This window comes from Streptomyces sp. NPDC037203 (genome assembly GCF_055605065.1).
Window position 1 is genome coordinate 25,143 of sequence record NZ_JBVJUC010000012.1, and the last position, 21,968, is coordinate 47,110.

The window sequence follows — 21,968 nt, forward strand, 5'->3', positions numbered from 1 at the left end:
AGACGGTGACGGACAACGACAAGGTCGCTTCATACCTGCGCCGGGCCACCCTGGACCTGCGAGCGGCCCGGCGGCGCATCCACGAGCTGGAGGCCGACCCGGTCGCGATCGTCGGCACGGCCTGCCGGCTGCCCGGCGGGATCGAGACCCCCGAGGCCTTCTGGGACGTGCTGGCGGCGGGCGAGGAACGGCTGTCCGCCTTCCCCGAGGACCGCGGCTGGGACCTGACCGGCCTCTACCACCCGGACCCCGACCACCCCGGCACCATCTACGTGCGCACCGGCGCGTTCCTGGAGCGCGCGGGCGAATTCGACGCCGCCTTCTTCGGCGTCTCCCCGCGCGAGGCCGCCGCGATGGACCCCCAGCAGCGCCTCCTGCTGGAGACGAGCTGGGAGCTGATCGAGAACGCCGGACTGGACCCGCACACCCTGCGCGGCACCGACACCGGGGTTTTCCTCGGCGTCGCCCGGCACGGCTACGGCGACACCGGCGGCTCCGCCGAGGACGCCGAGGGCTACACGGTCACCGGCGCGGCGCCCTCCGTCGCCTCCGGCCGGATCGCCTACACCCTCGGTCTCGAAGGCCCCGCCATCACCCTGGACACGGCCTGCTCCTCCTCCCTCGTGGCCCTGCACCTGGCGGTGGCGTCGCTGCGCCGCGGCGAGTGCGGCCTCGCGATCGTGGGCGGCGCCGCGGTGATGGCCGGCCCCGAGGTGTTCGTCGACTTCGCCCGGCAGCGCGCCCTCGCCGCCGACGGCCGATCCAAGGCGTTCGGCGCGGGCGCCGACGGCTTCGGCTTCGGCGAGGGCGTCGCGGTGCTCCTCCTGGAGCGCCTGTCGGACGCCCGGCGCCGCGGGCACACCGTGCTCGCCGTCGTCCGCGGCACCGGCATCAACCAGGACGGCGCCAGCAACGGCCTGGCCGCACCCAGCAGAGCCGCCCAGCGCAAGGTCATCGAACAGGCCCTGGCCAACGCGGGCGTGGCCCCCGGCGATGTCGACGCGGTCGAGGCGCACGGCACCGGCACCACCCTCGGCGACCCCATCGAGGCCCACGCCCTGCTCGACACCTACGGCCGGGGCCGCGGCCCGCAGCGACCGCTGTGGCTCGGCTCGGCGAAGTCGAACATCGGCCACACCCAGGGCGCCGCCGGCGCGGTCGGCGTACTCAAGATGGTGCTCGCCCTCCGGCACGAGCGGCTGCCCAGGACCCTCCACGTCGAGGAGGCCTCGCCGCACGTCGACTGGTCCTCGGGCGCGGTCGCGCTGCTCGCCGAGGAGCAGCACTGGCCGCGCGGCGAACGGCCCCGGTACGCCGCCGTGTCGGCGTTCGGCATCAGCGGCACCAACGCCCACGTCGTCCTCCAGGAAGCCCCCGCACCCGAGGAGACCGGCGAACGCGCGGCCCCGCGGCCGGCCACGCCGCAGCACCCGGTGCCGCTGGTCGTCTCGGCCCGCAGCGAGGAAGCCCTGCGCGCCCAGGCACGGCGGCTGTCCGACGTGCTCGCGGACACCGACGCCGAACTGCCCGGCATCGGCCTGACGCTGGCCACCGCACGGGCCCGGCACGAGCACCGCGCGGTGGTCGTGGCCGGCTCCCGCGACCTCGCGCTGCACGGGATGCGCGAGGTGGCCGCCGGCGCGGCACGCCTCACGGGCACCGTCGAATCGGGCGGGCGCTCCGCCGTGTTCCTCTTCCCCGGCCAGGGCTCCCAGTGGGCGGGCATGGGCGCCGACCTGCTGGCCTGGTCCCCGGTGTTCGCCGAGACGATCCGGGCCTGCGACGAGGCGATGGCCCCCTGGCAGGACTGGTCGGTGGCCGCGGTGCTGCGGCAGGAGCCCGGCGCCCCCGGACTCGACCGCGTCGACGTGGTGCAGCCCGCGCTGTTCGCCGTGATGGTGTCCCTGGCCGCGCTGTGGCGCTCCTACGGCGTGGAACCGGCGGCCGTGGCGGGACACTCGCAGGGCGAGATCGCCGCGGCGTACGTCGCCGGGGCGCTGACACTGGAGGACGCCGCCCGGCTCGTGGTGCTGCGCAGCCGCCTGCTGCGATCACTGGCCGGAAAGGGCGCCATGGCGGCCGTGGCACTGGACGAGGCCGCGGTCCGCGAACTGCTCGCGCCGTACGCGGGCGCCGTCGAGGTGGCCGCGGTCAACGGGCCCGCCTCCGTCGTCGTCTCCGGCGAACCCGCCGCGGTGGACTCCTTGGTGGCGGACTGCGCCGGCCGCGGAGCGCGCGCCCGGGCCATCGACGTGGACTACGCCTCGCACTCCGCGCAGATGGAAGAGGTCCGCGAGGAACTGGCCGCGGCCCTGCGGGACCTGCGCCCCGGCCGCGCGCGGGTCCCGTTCTACTCGACGGTGACCGGCCGCCCGATGGACGGCGGGGAACTGGACGCCGGCTACTGGTACCGCAACCTGCGCGAGCCGGTGCGCCTGCACGACGTCGTACGCCTCCTCGCGGACGCGCACCACGACACCTTCATCGAGGTCAGCCCGCACCCGGTGCTGGCGGCGACGGTCGAGGAGACGCTGGAGGCGGCGGGCCGGGAGCCCGGCGCGGCCCTGGCCCTGGGCACCCTGCGGCGCGGCGCGCCCGGCCCGGAGTCCTTCCTCACCTTCGCGGCGAGCGCCCACGTCGAGGGCGTGGACGTGCGCTGGCAGCCCGCCTTCGGCGACGACGCGCGGCCCGTCGCGCTGCCCACGTACCCGTTCCAGCGCAAGCACTACTGGACGGCCCCCGCCGGGCCCGCCCGCCCCACCGGCGGGGTGACCTACCGGGTGGCGTGGACGCCGCTGCCCGCCCCGGAACCGGCCGACGCGCGCGGGCCCTGGCTGATCGTCGGCCCGGCCGCGTCCCCGGCCTGGGCCGGCCTGCTGCCGGCCGCGATCCGCGAGGCCGGCGGCACGCCGCTGGAGTGCGCCCTGGACCCCGGCCTGGACCGCGCCGGGGCCGCCGCCGCGCTCACCGCGGCCATCGCGGGCACCACCGGTGTGCGGGGCGTGCTCTCGCTGCTCGCGGCCGACGAATCGGACCACCCCGGCCGGCCGGGCGTGCCCGCCGGCGCGGTCGCCACCCTCACGCTCGCGCAGGTCCTCGCCGACGCCGGGGTGGACGCGCCGCTGTGGTGCCTCACCCGCGGCGCCGTGCAGACGGACGAGGACGACGGCATCGGGTCGTACGCGCAGAACGCCGTGCACGGCCTGGGCCGGGTCGCCGGTCTGGAACTCGGGCGGCGCTGGGGCGGCGTGCTGGACCTGCCGCACCCGGACGGGGCCGACGCGGCCCTGCTCGGCCGGGTGCCGGGCCTCCTGGCCGGCGCGCACGCCGCCGAGGACCACCTCGCCCTGCGGCCCGGCGGCCTGTACGGGCGGCGGCTGGTGCCGGTGCGGACCCCGGCCACGACGGACGGCACCGGCCCGCGCCTGCACGGGACCGTCCTGCTGACCGGGGCGGACAGCCCGATCGGCGCCCGGCTCGCCCGGTGGGCGGCCGACAGCGGCGCCGACCATCTCCTGCTCGTCGGCGAGGCGGACGAGGAACTGCTGAACGCGCTGCGGGAGCGCGGCACGACGGCCACCCGCTGCGCGGCGGACGAGGACGCCCTGCGGGCCGCCGTCGAAGCCGCCCCGCACGACATCAGCACCGTCGTACACGCCGCGACCCGCACGGAGTTCGGGCCGGTCCTCGCCACCGACCCGGAGGACTTCGCCGCCACCCTCCAGGCCAAGACCGGACTCGCCCTGACCCTCGCCGCGGTCCTCGACGGCCGGCCGGTGGAGCGGGAGATCCACTGCTCGTCGGTGGCCGGCGTCTGGGGCGGTGCCGGCATGGCCGGATACGCGGCCGGCAGTGCCTGCCTCGACGCGTTCGCCGCCCACCGGCGGGCCCAGGGCCACCCGAGCACCGCCGTGGCCTTCAGCCCCTGGGCCCTGCCCGGCACCGTGCCGTCCGCCCCGCAGGCGGCGCAGCGCGGGCTGCGCGGCCTGAGCGCCGACCGCGCCCTCGCGGCCCTCACGTCCGCACTGGACTCGGGCGAGAGCGCCGTCGCGGTGTCCGACGTGGACTGGCCCGCCTTCGCCGCGGGCTTCGGCGCGGTGCGGCCCACCGCGCTGTTCGCGGAGATCTCCGAAGCGCGCGAGACGGCGGAACCCCCGGCGGCGCCCGCCGCACCGGACGGCTCACCGGCCGCCGACCTGGCCGCCCGGCTCACCGCCCGCACGCCCGCGCAAGCCGAGGAGCTGCTGATCGGCGTGGTCGCCGAGGCCACCGCGGCGGTCCTCGGACACGACAGCGCCGAGGACGTCAGCGCACGGCGGGCGTTCACCGAACTGGGCCTGGACTCGCTGGGCACGGTGCAGCTGCGCAAGCGGCTCTCCGCGGCCACCGGTCTGCGCCTGCCCGCCTCCCTGGTGTTCGACCACCCGACCGTCACCCGGCTCGCCCGCCATCTGCTGTCCCTGCTGGCCGCCGACTCCCGCCCGGAGCTCGCCGCCGCGGTGGGGAGCGCGCCGCCGAGCGCCGGGGACGAGCCGATCGCCATCGTCGGCATGAGCTGCCGCTTTCCGGGCGGCATCGGCTCGCCCGAGGAGCTGTGGCGGGCCGTCGTCGACGGACAGGACCTCACCGGCGAACTGCCCCGCGACCGGGGCTGGGACCTGGGGGCCCTGTACCACCCCGACCCCGACCACCCCGGCACCAGCTACTCCGACCGGGGCGGGTTCCTCGCCGACGCGGCGGGCTTCGACGCGGAGTTCTTCGGCATCACCCCCCGCGAGGCGCTCGCGATGGATCCGCAGCAGCGGCTGATGCTCGAAGTCGCCTGGGAGGCCGTCGAGCGGGGCGGTATCGACCCGGACGCGCTGCGCGGCAGCCGCGTCGGCGTGTTCGTCGGGTCCAACGGCCAGTCGTACATGCCGCTCCTGCGCGGCGAGGCCGACCGGGTCGAGGGCTACCAGGGGCTCGGCAACTCGGCGAGCGTGCTCTCGGGGCGCCTCGCCTACACCTTCGGCTGGACAGGGCCGGCCCTCACCGTGGACACGGCGTGCTCGTCCTCCCTGGTGGGCATCCACCTGGCGATACGGGCCCTGCGCGACGGCGAGTGCGCCATGGCGCTGGCCGGCGGGGTCACCGTGATCTGCGACCCCTACACGTTCGTGGACTTCAGCAGGCAGCGCGGTCTGGCCGCCGACGGCCGGTGCAAGCCGTTCTCGGCGCAGGCCGACGGCTTCGGTCTCGCCGAGGGGGCCGGCGCCCTGCTCCTCGAACCGCTCTCCCGAGCCCTCGAGTCGGGCCACCCGGTGCTCGCCGTGCTGCGGGGCAGCGCGGTCAACCAGGACGGCGCGAGCAACGGACTGGCCGCGCCGAACGGTCCCGCCCAGGAGGAGGTGATCCGGCAGGCGCTCGCCGACGCCCGGCTGTCGGCGGCCGACATCGACCTGGTGGAGGCGCACGGCACCGGCACCCGGCTCGGCGATCCGATCGAGGCCGGCGCGCTCCAGGCCACCTACGGCGCACCGCGCGCACGTCCCCTGGCGCTGGGCTCGGTGAAGTCCAACATCGGCCACACCCAGGCCGCGGCCGGTGTCGCCGGTGTGATCAAGGCGGTGCTGGCGATGCGGCACGGCGTCATCCCGCGCAGCCTGCACGCCGAGGAACTCTCCCCCGAGATCGACTGGTCGCCGGGGACGATCCGGGTCCAGCGGGAGAACGAGGACTGGCCGGCGGGCCCGCGGGTGCGCCGGGCCGGCGTGTCCTCGTTCGGGGTCAGCGGCACCAACGCCCACGTCGTCCTGGAAGAGGCCCCCGCGGTCCCGGAATCGGCACCGGCCGGCGCGGAAGCAGCCCCCGCGGTACCGGAAGCGGTGGCCGCGGACGTGGCCGCACCGGCCGGGCGGCCCGGCGGACGCGGACTCGCGGCGGACACCGCGGCCCTCGTGCTCTCGGCCCGTACACCGAGCGCGGTGCGCGCGCAGGCCGGCGCCCTCGCGGCGCTGCTGCGCACCTCGCCGGCGACCTCCCTGGCCGACACCGCACGGACGCTCGCGACCGGCCGGACCCGGTTGGACATCCGGGCCGCGGTACTGGGCGACGACCGGGACTCGGTGTGCGCGGCGCTCGACGCGCTGGCCGCCGGCGAGGCGGCCGCCGACGTCGTGCCGCCGCGCACGGCGGCCCCCCGCAAGGCCGTCCTGGTCTTCCCCGGCCAGGGCTCGCAGTGGGCCGGCATGGCCGCCGACCTCCTCGGCCGGTCGGAGGTCTTCGCCGCCGCCATGGCCGACTGCGCGGCGGCGCTCGCCCCGTACACCGACTGGGACCTGCTCGCCACGCTGCGCGGCGACGGCCCCGAGGACGCCTTCGAACGGCCCGACGTCGTCCAGCCGCTGCTGTTCGCGGTCATGGTGTCGCTGGCGGCGCTGTGGCGCGCCCACGGCGTCGAGCCGGCCGCCGTGGTGGGCCACTCGCAGGGCGAGATCGCCGCCGCCTGCGTCGCCGGGGCCCTCACTCTCGACACCGCCGCGAAGGTCGTCGCGCTGCGCAGCAAGGTGCTCGGCGAGCTGAACGGGCAGGGCGGCATGGCCTCCGTCACCGCCGCGCCCGGCGAACTCCGCGAAGCGCTGGCCCCGTGGGACGGCCGGCTGAGCGTCGCCGCCGTGAACGGGCCGCGCTCCCTCGTCGTCGCCGGCGAGGCCGCCGCCCTCGACGAGTTCCTCGGCTCCCCGCGGGCCGAGGAGATGTCCCCGCGGCGGATCGCGGTGGGCTACGGCTCCCACTCCCCGCAGGTGGCCCAGGTCGAGCAGCGGCTCGCCGACGTCCTGGGCACGGTCCCGGCCCGGTCCGCCGCCGTGCCCTTCTGCTCGACCGTCACCGGCGCCCCGCTCGACACCGCCGGACTCGACGCCGCGTACTGGTACCGCAACCTGCGCGGCACGGTCCGCCTCGACCAGGCCGTACGCACCCTCATGGAGCAGGGCTTCGACACCTTCGTCGAGGTCAGCCCGCACCCGGTGCTGCTCCCCGGCATCGAGCAGACCGCCGAGGACCTCGGCCGGGACGTCGTCACCCTCGCCTCCCTGCGCCGGGACCGCCCCGGCGCGCGCACCTTCCTGCGCAACCTGCTGGAGGCACACACCGACGGCCTGCCCGTCGACCTGCTGCCCGCCCTGGAACCCGGCGGGACGGCGGAACTGCCGACCTATCCGTTCGAGCACACCTCCTACTGGCCACGCCCCTGCCGCACCCGCGCCGACGCGGCATCCTCGGGCATGGACAGCGTCGCCCACCCCGTCCTGTCCGCAGCGCTGGAGACACCCGACGGCGGACACGTCCTGACCGGGCGGATCACCCTCGGGGACCAGCCGTGGCTGGCCGACCACGCCGTCGGCGGCGAGACCCTGCTGCCCGGCAGCGCACTGGTCGACCTCGCCCTGACGGCCGGCCGCCACGCGGGCACGCCGGCCGTGGCGGAACTGGTGCTCTGCGCCCCCCTGGTGCCCGGTGCGGCCACCGCCGTCCGCGTGACGGTCGGCGCCCCCGCGGCGGACGGCACCCGCACGGTGGACATCCACGCCCGCGACACGGACGCGCCGGGCACGCTCTGGACCCGGCACGCCACCGGCGTCCTCGGCGAGGCCGCGCCGCCGCCGGCCACCCCCGCGGTCTGGCCGCCGGCGGACGCCCGGCCGATCGACCTGGACGCGGCCTACGCACGCCTGGCCGACCGCGGTTACGGCTACGGGCCCGCCTTCCGGGCACTGCGCGCGGCCTGGCAGCGCGGCGCGGAGGTGTTCGCCGAGGCCGAACTCCCGGCGGCGGCGGGCCCCGACGACGCCGGGAGCGCGGGCTACCTGCTGCACCCCGTGCTCCTCGACGCCGCCGCCCAGACCCTCGGCCTCGGCCCCCTCGCCGACCGGGACGGCGCGTTCCTGCCCTTCTCCTGGACCGGGACCACGCTGTACGCGTCCGGGGCCACGACGATCCGGGTGAGCGCGGCCCCCGCCGGCGCCGACGCGATGAGCCTGTCGGTGACCGATCCCGCGGGAGCGCCGGTCGCCGTCGTGAGCGCCGTGACCGTGCGTCCGGCCGGCGGGGAGCCGGGCCCGCGCGCCGGGGAGGAGACCGGCGCCGACGACCTCTACCACCTGACCTGGCGGCCCCTGCCCGAGACCGCCCACCGGGCCGTCGGCTGCGCGACGATCGGCGGCCCCTGCGGACTCGGCAAGGACCACCCGGACCTGGCGGCACTGGCCGCGGCGGTCGCGGCCGGCGAGCCGGAACCCGAGGCCGTCGTCGTGCCGTGCCGTCCATGGCAGGCGGCGGACCCGGCCGGCTCCGTGCGCGAGAGCGTGCTGCACGCCGCCGGGCTCGTCCGCCAGTGGCTCGACGCGCCCGAACGCACCGGCCGCCTGGTGTTCCTCACCCGCAACGCCGTGAGCACCGGCCCTGCCGACACCGCGGCGGACCCCGCACAGGCCGCGGTCTGGGGCCTGGTCCGCTCCGCCCAGGCGGAGTCACCGGGGAACTTCGCGCTCGTCGACATCGCCGACGGCGCCGATCCCGCGGTCCTCGCCGCCCTCCCGGCCGTGCTCGACCATCCGCAGCTGGCCGTGCGCGGCGACCTCGCGCTCGTGCCCCGGCTGGCCTCGACGCGCACCGCCCCGGCCCTGCTGCCGCCCCGCACGCCCGCCCGCCTGGAGCCCGCCGGCACCTCCCTGGACGCCCTCGCGTTCGCGGCGGCGCCGGACGCCGGCCGGCAGCCGGGACCGGGTGAGGTGCGGGTCGAACTGCGGGCCTGCGGAGTGAACTTCCGCGATGTCCTGATCGCCCTCGGCATGTATCCCGGCGCCGCCGTCATGGGCACCGAGGGCGCCGGGGTCGTCACCGCCGTCGGCCCGGACGTGACGGGCGTCGCGGTGGGCGACCGGGTCATGGGCCTGTTCGAAGGCGCCTTCGGGCCGGTCGCGGTCACCGACCACCGGCTGGTCACCCCGGTCCCGCCGGGGTGGAGCACCACCGAGGCCGCCGCCCTGCCCATCGCCTTCACCACCGCCCACTACGCGCTGCACGACCTCGCCGGAGTGCGGCCCGGACAGGCCGTCCTGGTGCACGCCGCCGCCACCGGCGTCGGCATGGCCGCGGTCCGCCTGGCCCGGCTGGCCGGGGCGGAGGTCTTCGCCACCGCCAGCCCCGCCAAGCAGGGCGTCCTGCGCTCGCTCGGACTCGACGACGACCACATCGCCTCGTCCAGGGAGCCGGGATTCGGCCGGCGCTTCAGGGCCGTGCGCGGCGGACGCGGCATGGACGTCGTGGTCAACTCGCTGACCGGCGCACTGCTCGACGAGTCGGCCGAACTCCTCGCCGAAGGCGGTGCGTTCGTCGAGATGGGCAAGACCGACCTGCGCGACGCCGACCGGTTCCGCGGGCGCTACCTGCCCTTCGACCTCGCCGAGGCGGGAGCGGACCGGCTCGGCGCGATCCTCGCCGAGGTCGCCTCCCTGGCGGCCGGCGGCGAACTCGGCCGCCAGACGGTCACGGCCTGGCCGCTGCAACGGGCGTCGGCCGCCCTCCAGCACATGAGCACGGGACGGCACACCGGAAAGCTGGTGCTCGTCCAGCCGGCCCCGCTCGACCCCGAGGGCACCGTGCTCGTCACCGGCGGCACCGGCACCCTGGCCAGGCTGCTGGCCCGCCATCTCGTGACCGAGCACGGCGTACGCCATCTGCTGCTGCTCGGCCGCCGCGGGCCCGACGCGCCGGGAGCGGCCCGGTTCGAAGCCGAACTGGGCGAACTGGGCGCGACCGTGACCACGCGCGCCTGCGACGTCTCCGACCGCGCCGCGCTCGCCGCCGCGCTCGACGGCATCCCGGCCGGGCACCCGCTGACCGGCGTCGTGCACACCGCGGGCGTGCTCGCCGACGGCCTGGCCGCGTCCCTCGGCGAGGACGAACTGGGCACGGTCCTCGCGCCCAAGGCGGACGCCGCATGGCATCTGCACGAACTCACCGCGGACCGCGAACCGAACTTCTTCGTCCTGTTCGGTTCGGGTGCCTCCGTGCTGGCCGGACCGGGCCAGGGCGCGTACGCGGCGGCCAACGCCGCACTGGACGCGCTGGCCCGGTACCGGCAGGCCCGCGGGCTGCCCGCGACGTCCCTCGGCTGGGGGCTGTGGGAGGAGGCCAGCGGCCTGACGGGCGCCCTGGACGAGCGGGACACCCGGCGGATGGCCCGCGCGGGCATGCGGCCCCTGCCGACCGCGCGGGCGCTGGCCCTGTTCGACCTCGCGATCCGGCGCGGCGATGCGGTGGCGTACCCGCTGCACCTGGACACCGCGCGGGCGCAGGGCGCCCAGGACGCGCCCGAGGTGCTGCGCGGGCTGCTGCACACGCCGCTGCGCCGGGCCGCGCGGGACCAGTCCGGCGGTGACGGACTCGCCGCCCGCCTGGCGCCGCTGCCGCGCCCCGACCGGCTCGCCGCGCTGACCCATGCCGTACAGGCGCAGGCCGCCGCCGTCGCCGGGTACGACACGGCCGACGCGGTGGCAGCCCGACGGCAGTTCAAGGACCTCGGCTTCGACTCCCTGGCCTCCGTCGAACTGCGCAACCGGCTGGGGTCCGCGCTCGGCCTGCGGCTGCCGAGCACCTTGGTCTTCGACCACCCGACACCCGAGGCGGTGGCCGTCTTCGTGGACGGCCGGCTGTTCGCCGGCGCGGACGCGGCCGGCGCCCCGGCGCCGGAGCCGGGGCGCTCCGTCGCCGAGCACCTGGCGGCGCTGGAGGCGGCGCTGGAGGGCTGGCAGGAGGCCGGCGAGGACACGGCCGGTGAACGCCGGGCCATCGGGGCGCGGTTGACGGCCCTGTCCGACCGATGGAGCGCCGTGGCCGCCGGGGACTCCCGCACGGCCGTCGACACCGTCGACGACGAGGAACTGTTCGCACTGCTCGACCAGCGGTTCGGTGAGGGGAACGAGGAACGATGAGCGGGAGCCAGGAGACCAGCGGGACCACCGGGACCACCGGGTCCACCGAGACCACCGAGTCCACCGAGGACAAGCTGCGCCGCTATCTGCGGCGGACCGCCGGGGACCTGGAGGCCGTCAGCGCGCGGCTGCGCGAGACGGAGTACCGGGCCGGCGAACCGATCGCGGTCGTCGGCATGGGCTGCCGCTTTCCGGGCGGCATCGACGGCCCCGCCGCCCTGTGGGACTTCCTCGCGGCCGACGGCGACGCCGTCTCCCCCGCGCCCGCCGGCCGCGGCTGGGACAGCGCCGCCCTCGACGGCTGCACCGGCGGGTTCCTGCACGACGCCGCCGGTTTCGACGCGGACTTCTTCGGCATATCGCCGCGCGAGGCCCTGGCCATGGACCCGCAGCAGCGGCTGCTGCTGGAGGTCGCCTGGGAGGCACTGGAACGCGCCGGCTTCGACCCCGCCGCGCTCGGCGGCACCGCCACCGGCGTCTTCGCCGGGGTCGGCGCCGTCGACTACGGGCCGCGCCCCGACGAAGCGGCACCGGAGGTACTGGGCTACCTCGGCACGGGCACGGCCTCCAGTGTGGCCTCCGGCCGGGTGGCGTACACGCTCGGCCTCGAAGGCCCGGCGCTGACCGTGGACACCGCCTGCTCCTCCTCCCTCACCGCGACCCACCTGGCCATGCAGTCGCTGCGTCGCGGGGAGTGCACGACCGCCCTCGCGGGCGGCGCCACCGTCATGAGCACCGCCGGGGCCTTCACCGAGTTCCGCGCCCAGGGCGGACTGGCGGCGGACGGCCGGTGCAAGCCCTTCGCCGAGGCCGCCGACGGCTTCGCGCTGGCCGAGGGCGTCGGCTTCCTCGTACTCCAGCGGCTGTCCACGGCCCGGCGGGAGGGCCGCCGGGTGCTCGCCGTGCTGCGCGGCAGCGCGGTCAACCAGGACGGTGCCAGCAACGGCCTGACCGCGCCCAACGGTCCCGCCCAGCAGCGGGTCATCCGGCAGGCGCTGGAGGACTCCGGGCTCGGCCCCGCCGACGTCGACTACGTCGAGGCGCACGGCACCGGCACCACGCTCGGCGACCCCATCGAGGCACACGCCCTGCTGGCGGCCTACGGTGCCGGACGGCCCGCGCACGCCCCGCTGTGGATCGGCTCGGTGAAGGCCAACATCGGCCACACCCAGGCCGCCGCCGGTGTCGCGGGGCTCATCAAGACGGTGCTCGCCCTCCAGCACGGCCGGCTGCCCCGCCTCCTCCACTTCGACGCCCCCTCCTCGCGGATCGACTGGGAGAGCGGAGCCGTCGTACCGCTCGCCGAGAGCCGGCCGTGGCCGCGCGGCGGCAGGACACGCCGCGCGGGCGTCTCCTCGTTCGGCATCAGCGGCACCAACGCGCACATCATCGTCGAGGAGGCCCCCAAGCCCGACCCGGAACCCGACTCGGCCCCCGAGGCGCCCGCCGCCGACCAGGGGACGGGCCCCTACCCGATCCTGCTGTCCGGCCGCGGCGAGGAGGCCCTGCGGGCCCAGGCCGAACGGCTCGCCGCCCACCTGGAGCGGCCCGGCGCCGCCCCGTTGCCGGACGTCTCCTTCACCCTCGCCACCCGGCGCACCGCCTTCCCGCACCGCGCCGTGGTCGTCGGCGGCGCTGCGGACGTGCCGGCCGCCCTGCGCGCCGTGGCCCGCGAGGAGCCGCACGCGCAGGCGGTCACCGGCACGGCGCGGGCGGGCCGCAGGATCGTGATGGTCTTCCCCGGCCAGGGCTCGCAGTGGGAAGGGATGGCCGCCGGACTGCTGGCCGCCTCACCGGTCTTCGCCCGCTCCGTGCGCGAGTGCGAGCAGGCGCTGGCCCCCTACGTCGACTGGTCGCTGACCGAGGTGCTCGCCGGCGGCGCGCCGCTGGAGCGGGTGGACGTCGTCCAGCCCGCGCTGTTCGCGGTCATGGTGTCGCTGGCGGCGCTGTGGCGGGCCCACGGCGTGGAGCCGGACGCGGTGATCGGGCACTCGCAGGGCGAGATCGCCGCCGCCTGCGTCGCCGGTGCCCTCTCGCTCCAGGACGCCGCGAAGGTGGTCGCGGTGCGCGCCAAGGCGCTGCGATCCCTCGCCGGCAGCGGCGGCATGGTCTCCCTCGCCCGCTCCCCGGAGCAGGCCGAGGCGCTGCTGGCCCGCTACGGCGGCGCCCTGACGATCGCCTCGGTCAACGGCCCGGACGCGGTCGTGGTGGCCGGTCCCCGCGCGGACCTGGACGCGCTGCTGGACGCCTGCGCGGCCGACGGCGTCCGGGCCCGGAACATCCCGGTGGACTACGCCTCCCACTCGCCCATGGTCGAGCCGCTGCGCGCGGAGCTGACGGCCGCGCTGTCCGGCGTGGTCGCCCGCACGGCCCCCGTACCGCTGTACTCCACGACGACCGGCGCGCCGATCGACACCGCCCTCATGGACGGCGACTACTGGTACCGGAACCTGCGGGAGACGGTGCGGTTCGAGACGGGGACGCGGCTGCTGGCCGAGGCGGGCTTCGACACCTTCGTCGAGGTGAGCCCCCAGCCCGTCCTCGCCGCGGGGATCGAGGCGACCCTGGAGGCGGCGGGCGCCGACGCCGCCGTCCTGAGCACACTGCGGCGCGGCGCGGGCGGCCCGGACCGGTTCCTGACGGCGCTCGGCGAGGCCCATGTGCGCGGCGTCCAGGTCGACTGGAGCCCCGCGCTTTCGGCCGGCGCCGTGACCGAACTGCCCTGCTACCCCTTCCAGCACCGCCCGTTCTGGCACACCGCCCCCGGCCGCCGCGCCGAACCCGCCGACCGGGAACGGCGCTACCGGGTGCGGTGGCACGACGCCGGGTGGGCGGCGGCCCCGCTCACCGGCCGCGTCCTGCTGGTGACCGGCCGCCGGGTGCCGGACGCCTGGTACGACACGGTCCGCGCGGCCCTCCAGGACGCCGGGGCCACGGTCGGCACCGTCGACTGCGACGCACCGGAGCGTGCCGCGACGGCGGCGGCCCTGCGCGCGGCCACGGCCGCCGGGGAGCCGGCGGCGGTGGTCTCGTTGCTCGCCCTGGACACCGCAGGGGAAGCCGCCGACGACACCGCAGGGGAATCCGCCGCCGCGCCGCACCTGCCCGCCTGGCGGACCCTGAGCCTGATCCAGGCGTTGGGCGACGCGGGCGTCGAGGCGCCGCTGTGGGTGCTGACCCGGCGCGCGGTGGCCGTGACCGAGCAGGACGGGGAGCCGGACCCCGCGCAGACGGCGGTGGCCGGCCTCGGCCGGGTCGCCGGCCTGGAACACCCCGCGCGCTGGGGCGGGTCGATCGACCTGCCCGCCCCGGACCGGGACCTGCTCGCGCGGCTGCCGTGGGTGCTCGCCGATCCCCGCGACGAGGACCAGGTGGCCCTCCGCGCGAGCGGCGACAGGGTCCCCCGGCTCGTGCCCGCCCCGGCGGACGCCCCGGTGGACGCCCCGGCCGGTGCGGACGGCTGGCGGCCCGGCGGCACCGCCCTGGTGACCGGCGGCACCGGCGGACTCGGCGCCCATGTCGCACGCCGTCTGGCCCGCGCCGGCGCCACCCGTCTCGTCCTCACCAGCAGGCAGGGCCCGAACGCGCCGGGCACCGAGTCGCTCAGGGCGGAACTGACCGCGCTGGGTGCCCAAGTGACCCTCGCGGCCTGCGACGTCACGGACCGGGCGGCGCTGGCCGCGCTGATCGACGCCGAGCGCGCGCACGGCCGGGCGATCGACGCCGTCTTCCACACGGCCGGCGTGCCGCAGTCCACGCCGCTGGAAGCCATCACCGAGGAGGAGTTCACCCGCGTCACCGCCGCCAAGATCACCGGGACGGCGCACCTCGACGAACTGTGCCCCGACGCGGACACGTTCGTGCTGTTCTCGTCCAACGCGGGCGTGTGGGGCGCGTCCCGCGCCGGCGCCTACGCGGCGGCCAACGCCTTCCTGGACGGCTTCGCGCACCGCCGCCGCCGCCGCGGGCTGCCCGCGCTGTCCGTCGCCTGGGGGCTGTGGGACGGACCGGGCATGGCCGGCGACGCGGGCCAGGACTTCCTGCGCCGCCAGGGCATGCGGCCCCTGCCGCCCGAGCAGGCCCTCGCCGAACTGGGCACGTGCCTGGCGGGCGCCGAAACCTGTGTCTCCGTGGCCGACCTCGACCGGCGGGCGTTCCTCGACCTCATGGGCGCGGTCCGGCACCGGCCGCTGTTCGACGAACTCGCCCGTACGCTGCCCGCCGCGCCGCCGGCCGGAGAGCCGCGGGAGGAACCGGAGGGCCGCTCCCGGCTGCGCGACAAGCTCCTGCCGCTGCCGGCCGGGGAGCGCCGCGAACACCTGCTGCGCCTGGTGCGGGCCGAGGCCGCCGCGGTGCTCGGGCACACCGACGCCGGGGCCGTCGACCGGGACCGCGCCTTCCGGGAACTCGGCTTCGACTCGATGTCCGCGGTGCAGCTGCGCAACCGCATCACCGCGGCGACCGGCCTGCGCGAGGCGACCACCCTGGTCTTCGACCGGCCCAGTGTCACCGCGCTCGCCGACTATCTCCTCGACCGGCTGTTCGGCTCCGAGGAGACCCCGGCGGACGGGGCGGAGTCCGCGGCGGGGCCCGCCGGCGCCGCACAGGCGTCCGGCGGGTCCGGCGGGGACGGCGGGGACGACCCGGTGGTGATCGTGGGCATGGCCTGCCGGCTGCCCGGTGGCATCGGTTCCCCGGAGGACCTGTGGGAGTTCGTCGCCGCCGGCCGCGACGCCGTCGCGCCGATGCCCGCCGACCGGGGCTGGGACCTCGACCTCCTCGGCGCCACCACCGCCGACGGCGCGAGCGGACCCCGCCACGGCGCCTTCCTCGACGACGCGGCGGGCTTCGACGCGGCGTTCTTCGGGATCAGCCCGCGCGAGGCGCTGGCGATGGACCCGCAGCAGCGCCAGGTGCTGGAGGCGACCTGGGAGGCGATGGAGAACTCCGGCATCGATCCGCGCGCGCTGCGCGGCAGCGACACCGGTGTCTTCCTCGGCGCCGCCTACCAGGGCTACGGCCACGGGGCCGAGACCCCCGAGAGCAGCGAGGGCTATCTCCTCACCGGCGGTTCACCCGCCGTCGCCTCCGGCCGAGTGGCGTACGTACTGGGTCTGGAGGGGCCGGCGTTGACGGTGGACACGGCGTGTTCGTCGTCGTTGGTGGCGTTGCATCTGGCGGCGCGGTCGTTGCGGGACGGGGAGTGCTCGCTGGCGGTGGCCGGTGGGGTGTCGGTGATGGCGGGTCCGGAGGTGTTCACGGAGTTCTCGCGGCAGGGGGCGCTGGCGGCGGACGGGCGGTGCAAGGCGTACTCCGACGACGCCGACGGCTTCGGCTTCGCCGAGGGTGTCGCCCTGCTGGTGCTGGAGCGGCTCTCGCAGGCGCGGCAGCGGGGGCACCGGGTGCTCGCGGTGGTCCGGGGCAGCGCGGTCAACCAGGACGGAGCCAGCAACGGGCTCGCGGCGCCGAGCGGCCCCGCGCAGCAGCGGGTGATCCGGCGTGCCTGGCAGGCCGCCGGGATCTCGGGCGCGGACGTCGACGTCGTGGAGGGTCATGGGACGGGTACGGCGCTGGGCGACCCGATCGAGGCGGAGGCGCTGTTGGCGACGTATGGGCAGGGGCGTGATCCGGGTCGGCCGTTGTGGCTGGGGTCGGTGAAGTCGAACATCGGGCATGCGCAGGCGGCGGCGGGTGCGGTGGGTGTGATCAAGATGGTGCTGGCGTTGGGGCGGGGTGTGTTGCCGGGGTCGTTGCATGCGGGGGTGCCGTCGTCGCATGTGGACTGGTCTTCGGGTGGGGTGCGGGTGCTCGGGGAGGCGCGTGCGTGGCCGTCCGGTGGGCGGGTGCGGCGTGCGGGGGTGTCGGCGTTCGGGGTGAGTGGGACGAACGCGCATGTGATCGTGGAGGAGGCGCCGCCGCTGCCGGTGGAGGCCGGTGCTGCGGGTGGGCCGGTGGGGGTGCTGGAGGCGGCGGGTGTGGTGCCGCTGGTGGTGTCGGCGCGTACGGAGACCGCACTGGCCGCCCAGTCCCGCCGGCTGCTCCCGGTGCTGGACGACGACGCGCCCGACCCGGACACCCTGGACCGCGTCGGCCGCACGCTCGCGACCGGACGCACCCACCACGAGCAGCGCGCCGTCGTCCTCGCCGAGGACACCGGCATGGCCCGAGACCTGCTGCACCGGCTCGCCGAGGGGTTGCCGGCTCCCGGTCTGGTCACCGGTGTGGGCGGTGGGGGTCGTCGTGTGGTGTGGGTGTTTCCCGGTCAGGGGTCGCAGTGGGTGGGGATGGGCCGCGGGTTGCTCGATGTGCCGGTGTTCGCACAGGCGTTGGCGGAGTGTGATGCGGCGCTGGCGGAGGTGGCGGGTTTCTCGGTGGTGGATGTGGTGCGGGGTGTGGAGGGGGCTCCGGGGCTGGACCGGGTGGAGGTGGTGCAGCCGGTGCTGTTCGCGGTGATGGTGTCGCTGGCGCGGTTGTGGCGGGCGTGCGGGGTGGAGCCGGATGCGGTGGTGGGGCATTCGCAGGGCGAGATCGCGGCGGCGTGTGTGGCGGGGGCGCTGTCCTTGCCGGACGCGGCGCGGGTGGTGGCACTGCGGGCCCGGGCCCTGGCCGAACTCGCCGGCCCCGGCGCCATGACCTCCGTAGCGCTGCCCGAGGACCGGGCGCGGGAACTGATCGCCGAGTGGCCGGAGCGCGTGAGCGTCGCCGCCGTCAACTCCCCGGCGTCCGTGGTGGTGGCCGGCGACCCCGAGGCGCTGACCGCGTTCGAGGAGCGCTGCGCCGCCGACGGGATCCGGGCCCGCCGCATCCCCGTCGGCTACGCCTCGCACTCGCCCCACATGGAGCGGCTCCGCCGGCGCGTCCGCACCGACCTGACGGGCGTGACCCCGCGCCCGTCCAAGACGCCCCTGTACTCCACGCTGCGCGGCGAACGCTGCGACACCGGCACGATGGACGCCGCGTACTGGTACGACAACCTGCGCTCCCCGGTCCGCTTCGAGGCGGCCGTCCGCGCCGCCGTCGAGGACGGCTACGACACGTTCGTCGAGGTCAGCCCGCACCCCGTGCTCACCACCAGCGTCCAGGAGACCGCCGAGCGCCACGGCAGCGAGGTGCTCGTCCTCGGCAGCCTGCACCGGGACGAGGGCGAGCGGCACTTCGTCCGCGAACTCGCCCGCGCACACGCGGGCGGCGTGTCCGTCGACTGGCGGGCCGTCTTCCCCGACGGCGCGCCCGCCCGGCTGCCCAACTACCCCTTCGAACACGAGCGGTACTGGCTGGCGCCCGAGATCCCCGACCGGGTGGGCGACTGGCGCTGCCGCATCGAATGGCGCCCCCTGTCCCCGGCCACGGACCCGCTGAGCGGCACGTACCTGGTGGTCGGCACCGGCACCGGTCCGCAGGAGGACACCCTGGCCGGTGCCGTGGAGGACGCCGGCGGCACGGTGCTGCGGGTCACGGCCGACGCCGTGGCGACCGGACGCGAGGAGCTGGCGAGGACGCTGCGGGAGGCGGCCCCCGGCGGCGTCACCGCGGTCATCTCGCTGCTGGCCCTGGCAGCCGACCCGTCCGACCCGTCCGACCCGAACGACCCGTCCGGCCCGGACGACGAGCTGCGGGCCGCCACCGCCGCCCTCACCCTGCACCAGGCACTCGGCGACGCGGGCGTCGAGGCGCCCCTGTGGCTGGTGACCCGCGGGGCCGTGGCCGTCGGACAGGACGCGGCGGACGACACGGCCGACCCGGCGCAGGCCATGGTCTGGGGCATCGGGCGGGTGATGGGCCTGGAGGCCCCCGGACGCTGGGGCGGCCTGCTCGACCTGCCCGGCGAACTCACCCCGTCCGTCCTGCGGTGGTTCACCGCCTGCCTCCAGCACGCGGGGGACGAGGACCAGCTCGCGCTGCGCGAGGGCGGCTGCCTCGTCCGACGGCTCGTCAGGGCCCCGCTGGAGCCCGTCGCGGCTCCCTGGCAGCCGGCCGGCACGGCCCTGGTCACGGGCGGCACCGGCGCCCTCGGCGGTCATGTCGCCCGCCACCTCGCCCGCGCCGGGGCGGACCACCTGGTGCTGGTCGGCCGGTCGGGCGGACCGGCGCCGCAGCACGCGGAACTGGCCGCGGAACTGACCGCCCTGGGTGCCCGCGTGACCTTCGCGGCCTGCGACGTCACCGACCGCGCCCGGCTGACGGAACTGATCGACGGGCTGCGGCGCCAGGGAGAGCCGGTCCGTACCGTGATGCACCTCGCCGGTGTCCCCGACGGACGCGCCCTGACCGACCTCGACCCGGACGAACTGGCGCGGGTGACGCGGGTCAAGACGGTCGGCGCCCGGCTGCTGGACGAACTCTGCCCGGACGCCGAGACGTTCGTCCTCTTCTCCTCCGGCGCGGGGCTCTACGGCAGCGGCCTGCTCGGCGCCTACGCCGCGGGCAACGCCTACCTCGACGCGCTGGCGCACCGGCGCCGGGCCGCGGGCAAGCCCGCGACCAGCATCGCCTGGGGAGCCTGGGCCGACGGCGGCATGGCCGACGCCGACCTGCCCGGTCTGATCCGCCGCGGGATGCGCCCGATGGCCCCCGACAAGGCGGTGCGGGCCCTGCAACAGGCCCTGGACCAGCGGGACGTCTGCGTCTCGATCGCCGACATCGACTGGAACCGGTTCGCCGTCGGCTTCACCGCCGCCCGGCCGCGCCCGCTCATCGAGGACCTGCCCGACGCCGTCCGGCAGGCACCCGCCGAACCCGTCCCCGACGGGCCCGGCCGCCGCTCCACCTGGCCGGAACGGCTGTCCGGCCTGCCCGCGGACGAGGCCGAGGCCATGCTCGCCACATGGATCCGCGCACAGGTGGCCGCCGTCCTCGGCCACCGGGACCCGGACGCGGTGGGACTGCACCAGCCCTTCGCCCAGCTGGGCTTCGACTCGCTGTCGGCGATGGGGGTGCGCAACAGGCTGCAGGACGCCACCGGCCTGCCGCTGGCCACCACCCTGGTGTTCGACCACCCCAGCGTCACCGACGTCGCCGCCTACCTGCGGCCCCTGCTCACCTCGGAAACGCCGCACCCCGCGGCCGACGGCGGCGGCATGCTGCGCGGCCTCTACGAGCGATCCGTCCAGCAGGGACGCTTCGACTCCTACCTGGAGCTGCTCGGCGAACTGGCGGGCCACCGGGACCACTTCACGGGCCCCGAGGACCTGGCCGCACCGGTCGACCTCGTGGAACTGGCCTCCGGTCCGGGGGAGATCCGGCTGATCTGCGTCGCCGGTACGGCGCCGGTGGCGGGCCCGCACGAGTTCCTTCGGCTGGCCGCCGCCTTCGAGGGCAGCATGCCGGTGTCCGCGCTTCCGCAGCCGGGCTACGAGCCGGGCGAGCAGCTTCCCGCGTCGCTGGCGGCGGTCCTCGGCGTCCAGGCGGACGCCGTCCTGAAGTCCGTGGACGGGCCGTTCGTGCTCGTCGGCCACTCGGCGGGCGCCCTGATGGCGCACGCCCTGGGCGCCGAACTCGCCGACCGCGGCCGTCCGCCGCACGGCATCGTCCTGATCGACGTCTATCCGCCGGGACGGCAGCAGGCGGTGCAGGGCTGGCTCGCCGAGCTGACCGACACCATGTTCGGCCGCGAGGGGGTGCGGGTGGACGACACCCGGCTCACCGCGCTGGGCGCGTACCACCGCTTCACCAGCACCTGGCAACCACGGGACCTCGCCGTCCCGACCCTGCTGGTACGGGCCTGCGAGCCGCTCGGAGAGTGGCCGGACGGCACGTCCTGGCAGTCCACCTGGCCGTTCCCGCACACGTGCGTGGACGTGCCCGGCAACCACTTCTCGATGGTGCAGGAGCACGCCGGCGCAGTCGCCGAACGCATCCGCACATGGACAGGGAACGAGGCATGACCACCACCGACCGACGCCGGCTCGGCAGCCGGCTCCAGATGGCCCGCGGCTGGTACTGGGCCTTCGGCGTGAACGGCGACCCGTACGCGATGCTCCTGTGCGGGCAGGACGACGAACCGGGCCACTGGTACGAGCGGATCCGCACGGCCGGCGCGGGGATCTTCCGCAGCCGCTGCGGGGCCTTCGTCGTGACCCGCTACGACGCCGCCGCCCGGATACTCGACGGCCCGGAGTTCAGCCGGGCCGCGGGGGAGACGGCCCCGGACTGGGCCCGGCCGTTCCTGGACCTGCGCACGGCCGCCGGCCCGCCGCCGCCCGCCGTGGAGGAGCTGGTCCCGCACTACCGCGCGGCGCTGCCGGGCACCGGCACGCGCTTCGACCTGATGCGGGACTTCGCCCGCGAGGTCCCGGTCCGTGCCGAGGCCGCGCGCCTCGGTGCGGACGGCGCGGACGGCGCGGACGGTGCGGACGCGGAAGGCATCGCCGCCCTGCTGCGCTCGGCCGCCACGGCACCGGACGCCCGGCTGACCCCGCAGACGCTGGCCGTGACCGAACAGACGGTGGCCGCGCTCCGGGCGCTGCGCGAACAGGCGGGCACCGCGGGCCCGTCGGCGGCGGCCGGCTGCGAGATGGCGGCCAACACGGTGTGCAACGCCGTGCTCGCCACGCTGCGCACTCCGGGGCTGGCCGGCCGGCTGGCCGACGACCCGGACCTGGCGGACCGCATCGCGGCCGAGACCCTGCGCACCGCGCCCCCGGCCCACCTCGAAAGCCGCCGCGCCACCGCCGCACAGACCATCCAGGGCACCGCGATCGCGGCGGGCGACGAGGTGGTGGTGGCCGTCGCGGCGGCCAACCGCGACCCGGAGGTGTTCGCCGGGCCCGACCGGTTCGACGTGGACCGCGCGGCCGCGCCGCCGCCCCTGACGTCGGGCCTCGGCTGCCGGGACGGCCTGGACGAGTTCGCCGCCCGGCACGCCGCCGCGGCCCTGCGCGCCCTCGCCGGGACGCTGCCCGGCATGACGCGGACGGGCCCCGTGGTCCACCGCCGCCGTTCGCCCGTCGTGCGGGGCATCAGCCGGTGCCCGGTCGAGATCTAAGGACTGTC

At 76.8% G+C, this 21,968-nt stretch carries 3 protein-coding genes; all 3 read left to right on the forward strand.

The window, feature by feature from the left end:
* Window positions 1-5: 5 nt before the first annotated feature.
* From ACZ7EC_RS27340 to ACZ7EC_RS27350, 3 genes are read left to right on the forward strand one after another with little or no spacing between them, the layout of a single operon-like run.
* Window positions 6-10,976: an SDR family NAD(P)-dependent oxidoreductase gene (locus tag ACZ7EC_RS27340; protein ID WP_471066644.1), complete on the forward strand. Its 10,971-nt coding sequence runs from the start codon at window positions 6-8 to the stop codon at window positions 10,974-10,976.
* Window positions 10,973-20,860 (forward strand): SDR family NAD(P)-dependent oxidoreductase, encoded by a 9,888-nt coding sequence (locus tag ACZ7EC_RS27345; protein WP_471066646.1) that lies wholly within the window; start codon window positions 10,973-10,975, stop codon window positions 20,858-20,860. The genes ACZ7EC_RS27340 and ACZ7EC_RS27345 overlap by 4 nt, the downstream gene beginning before the upstream one ends.
* Complete coding sequence (locus ACZ7EC_RS27350; protein ID WP_471066648.1) at window positions 20,857-21,960, forward strand: cytochrome P450; 1,104 nt, start codon at window positions 20,857-20,859, stop codon at window positions 21,958-21,960. The genes ACZ7EC_RS27345 and ACZ7EC_RS27350 overlap by 4 nt, the downstream gene beginning before the upstream one ends.
* The last annotated feature ends 8 nt before the right edge of the window (window positions 21,961-21,968 follow it).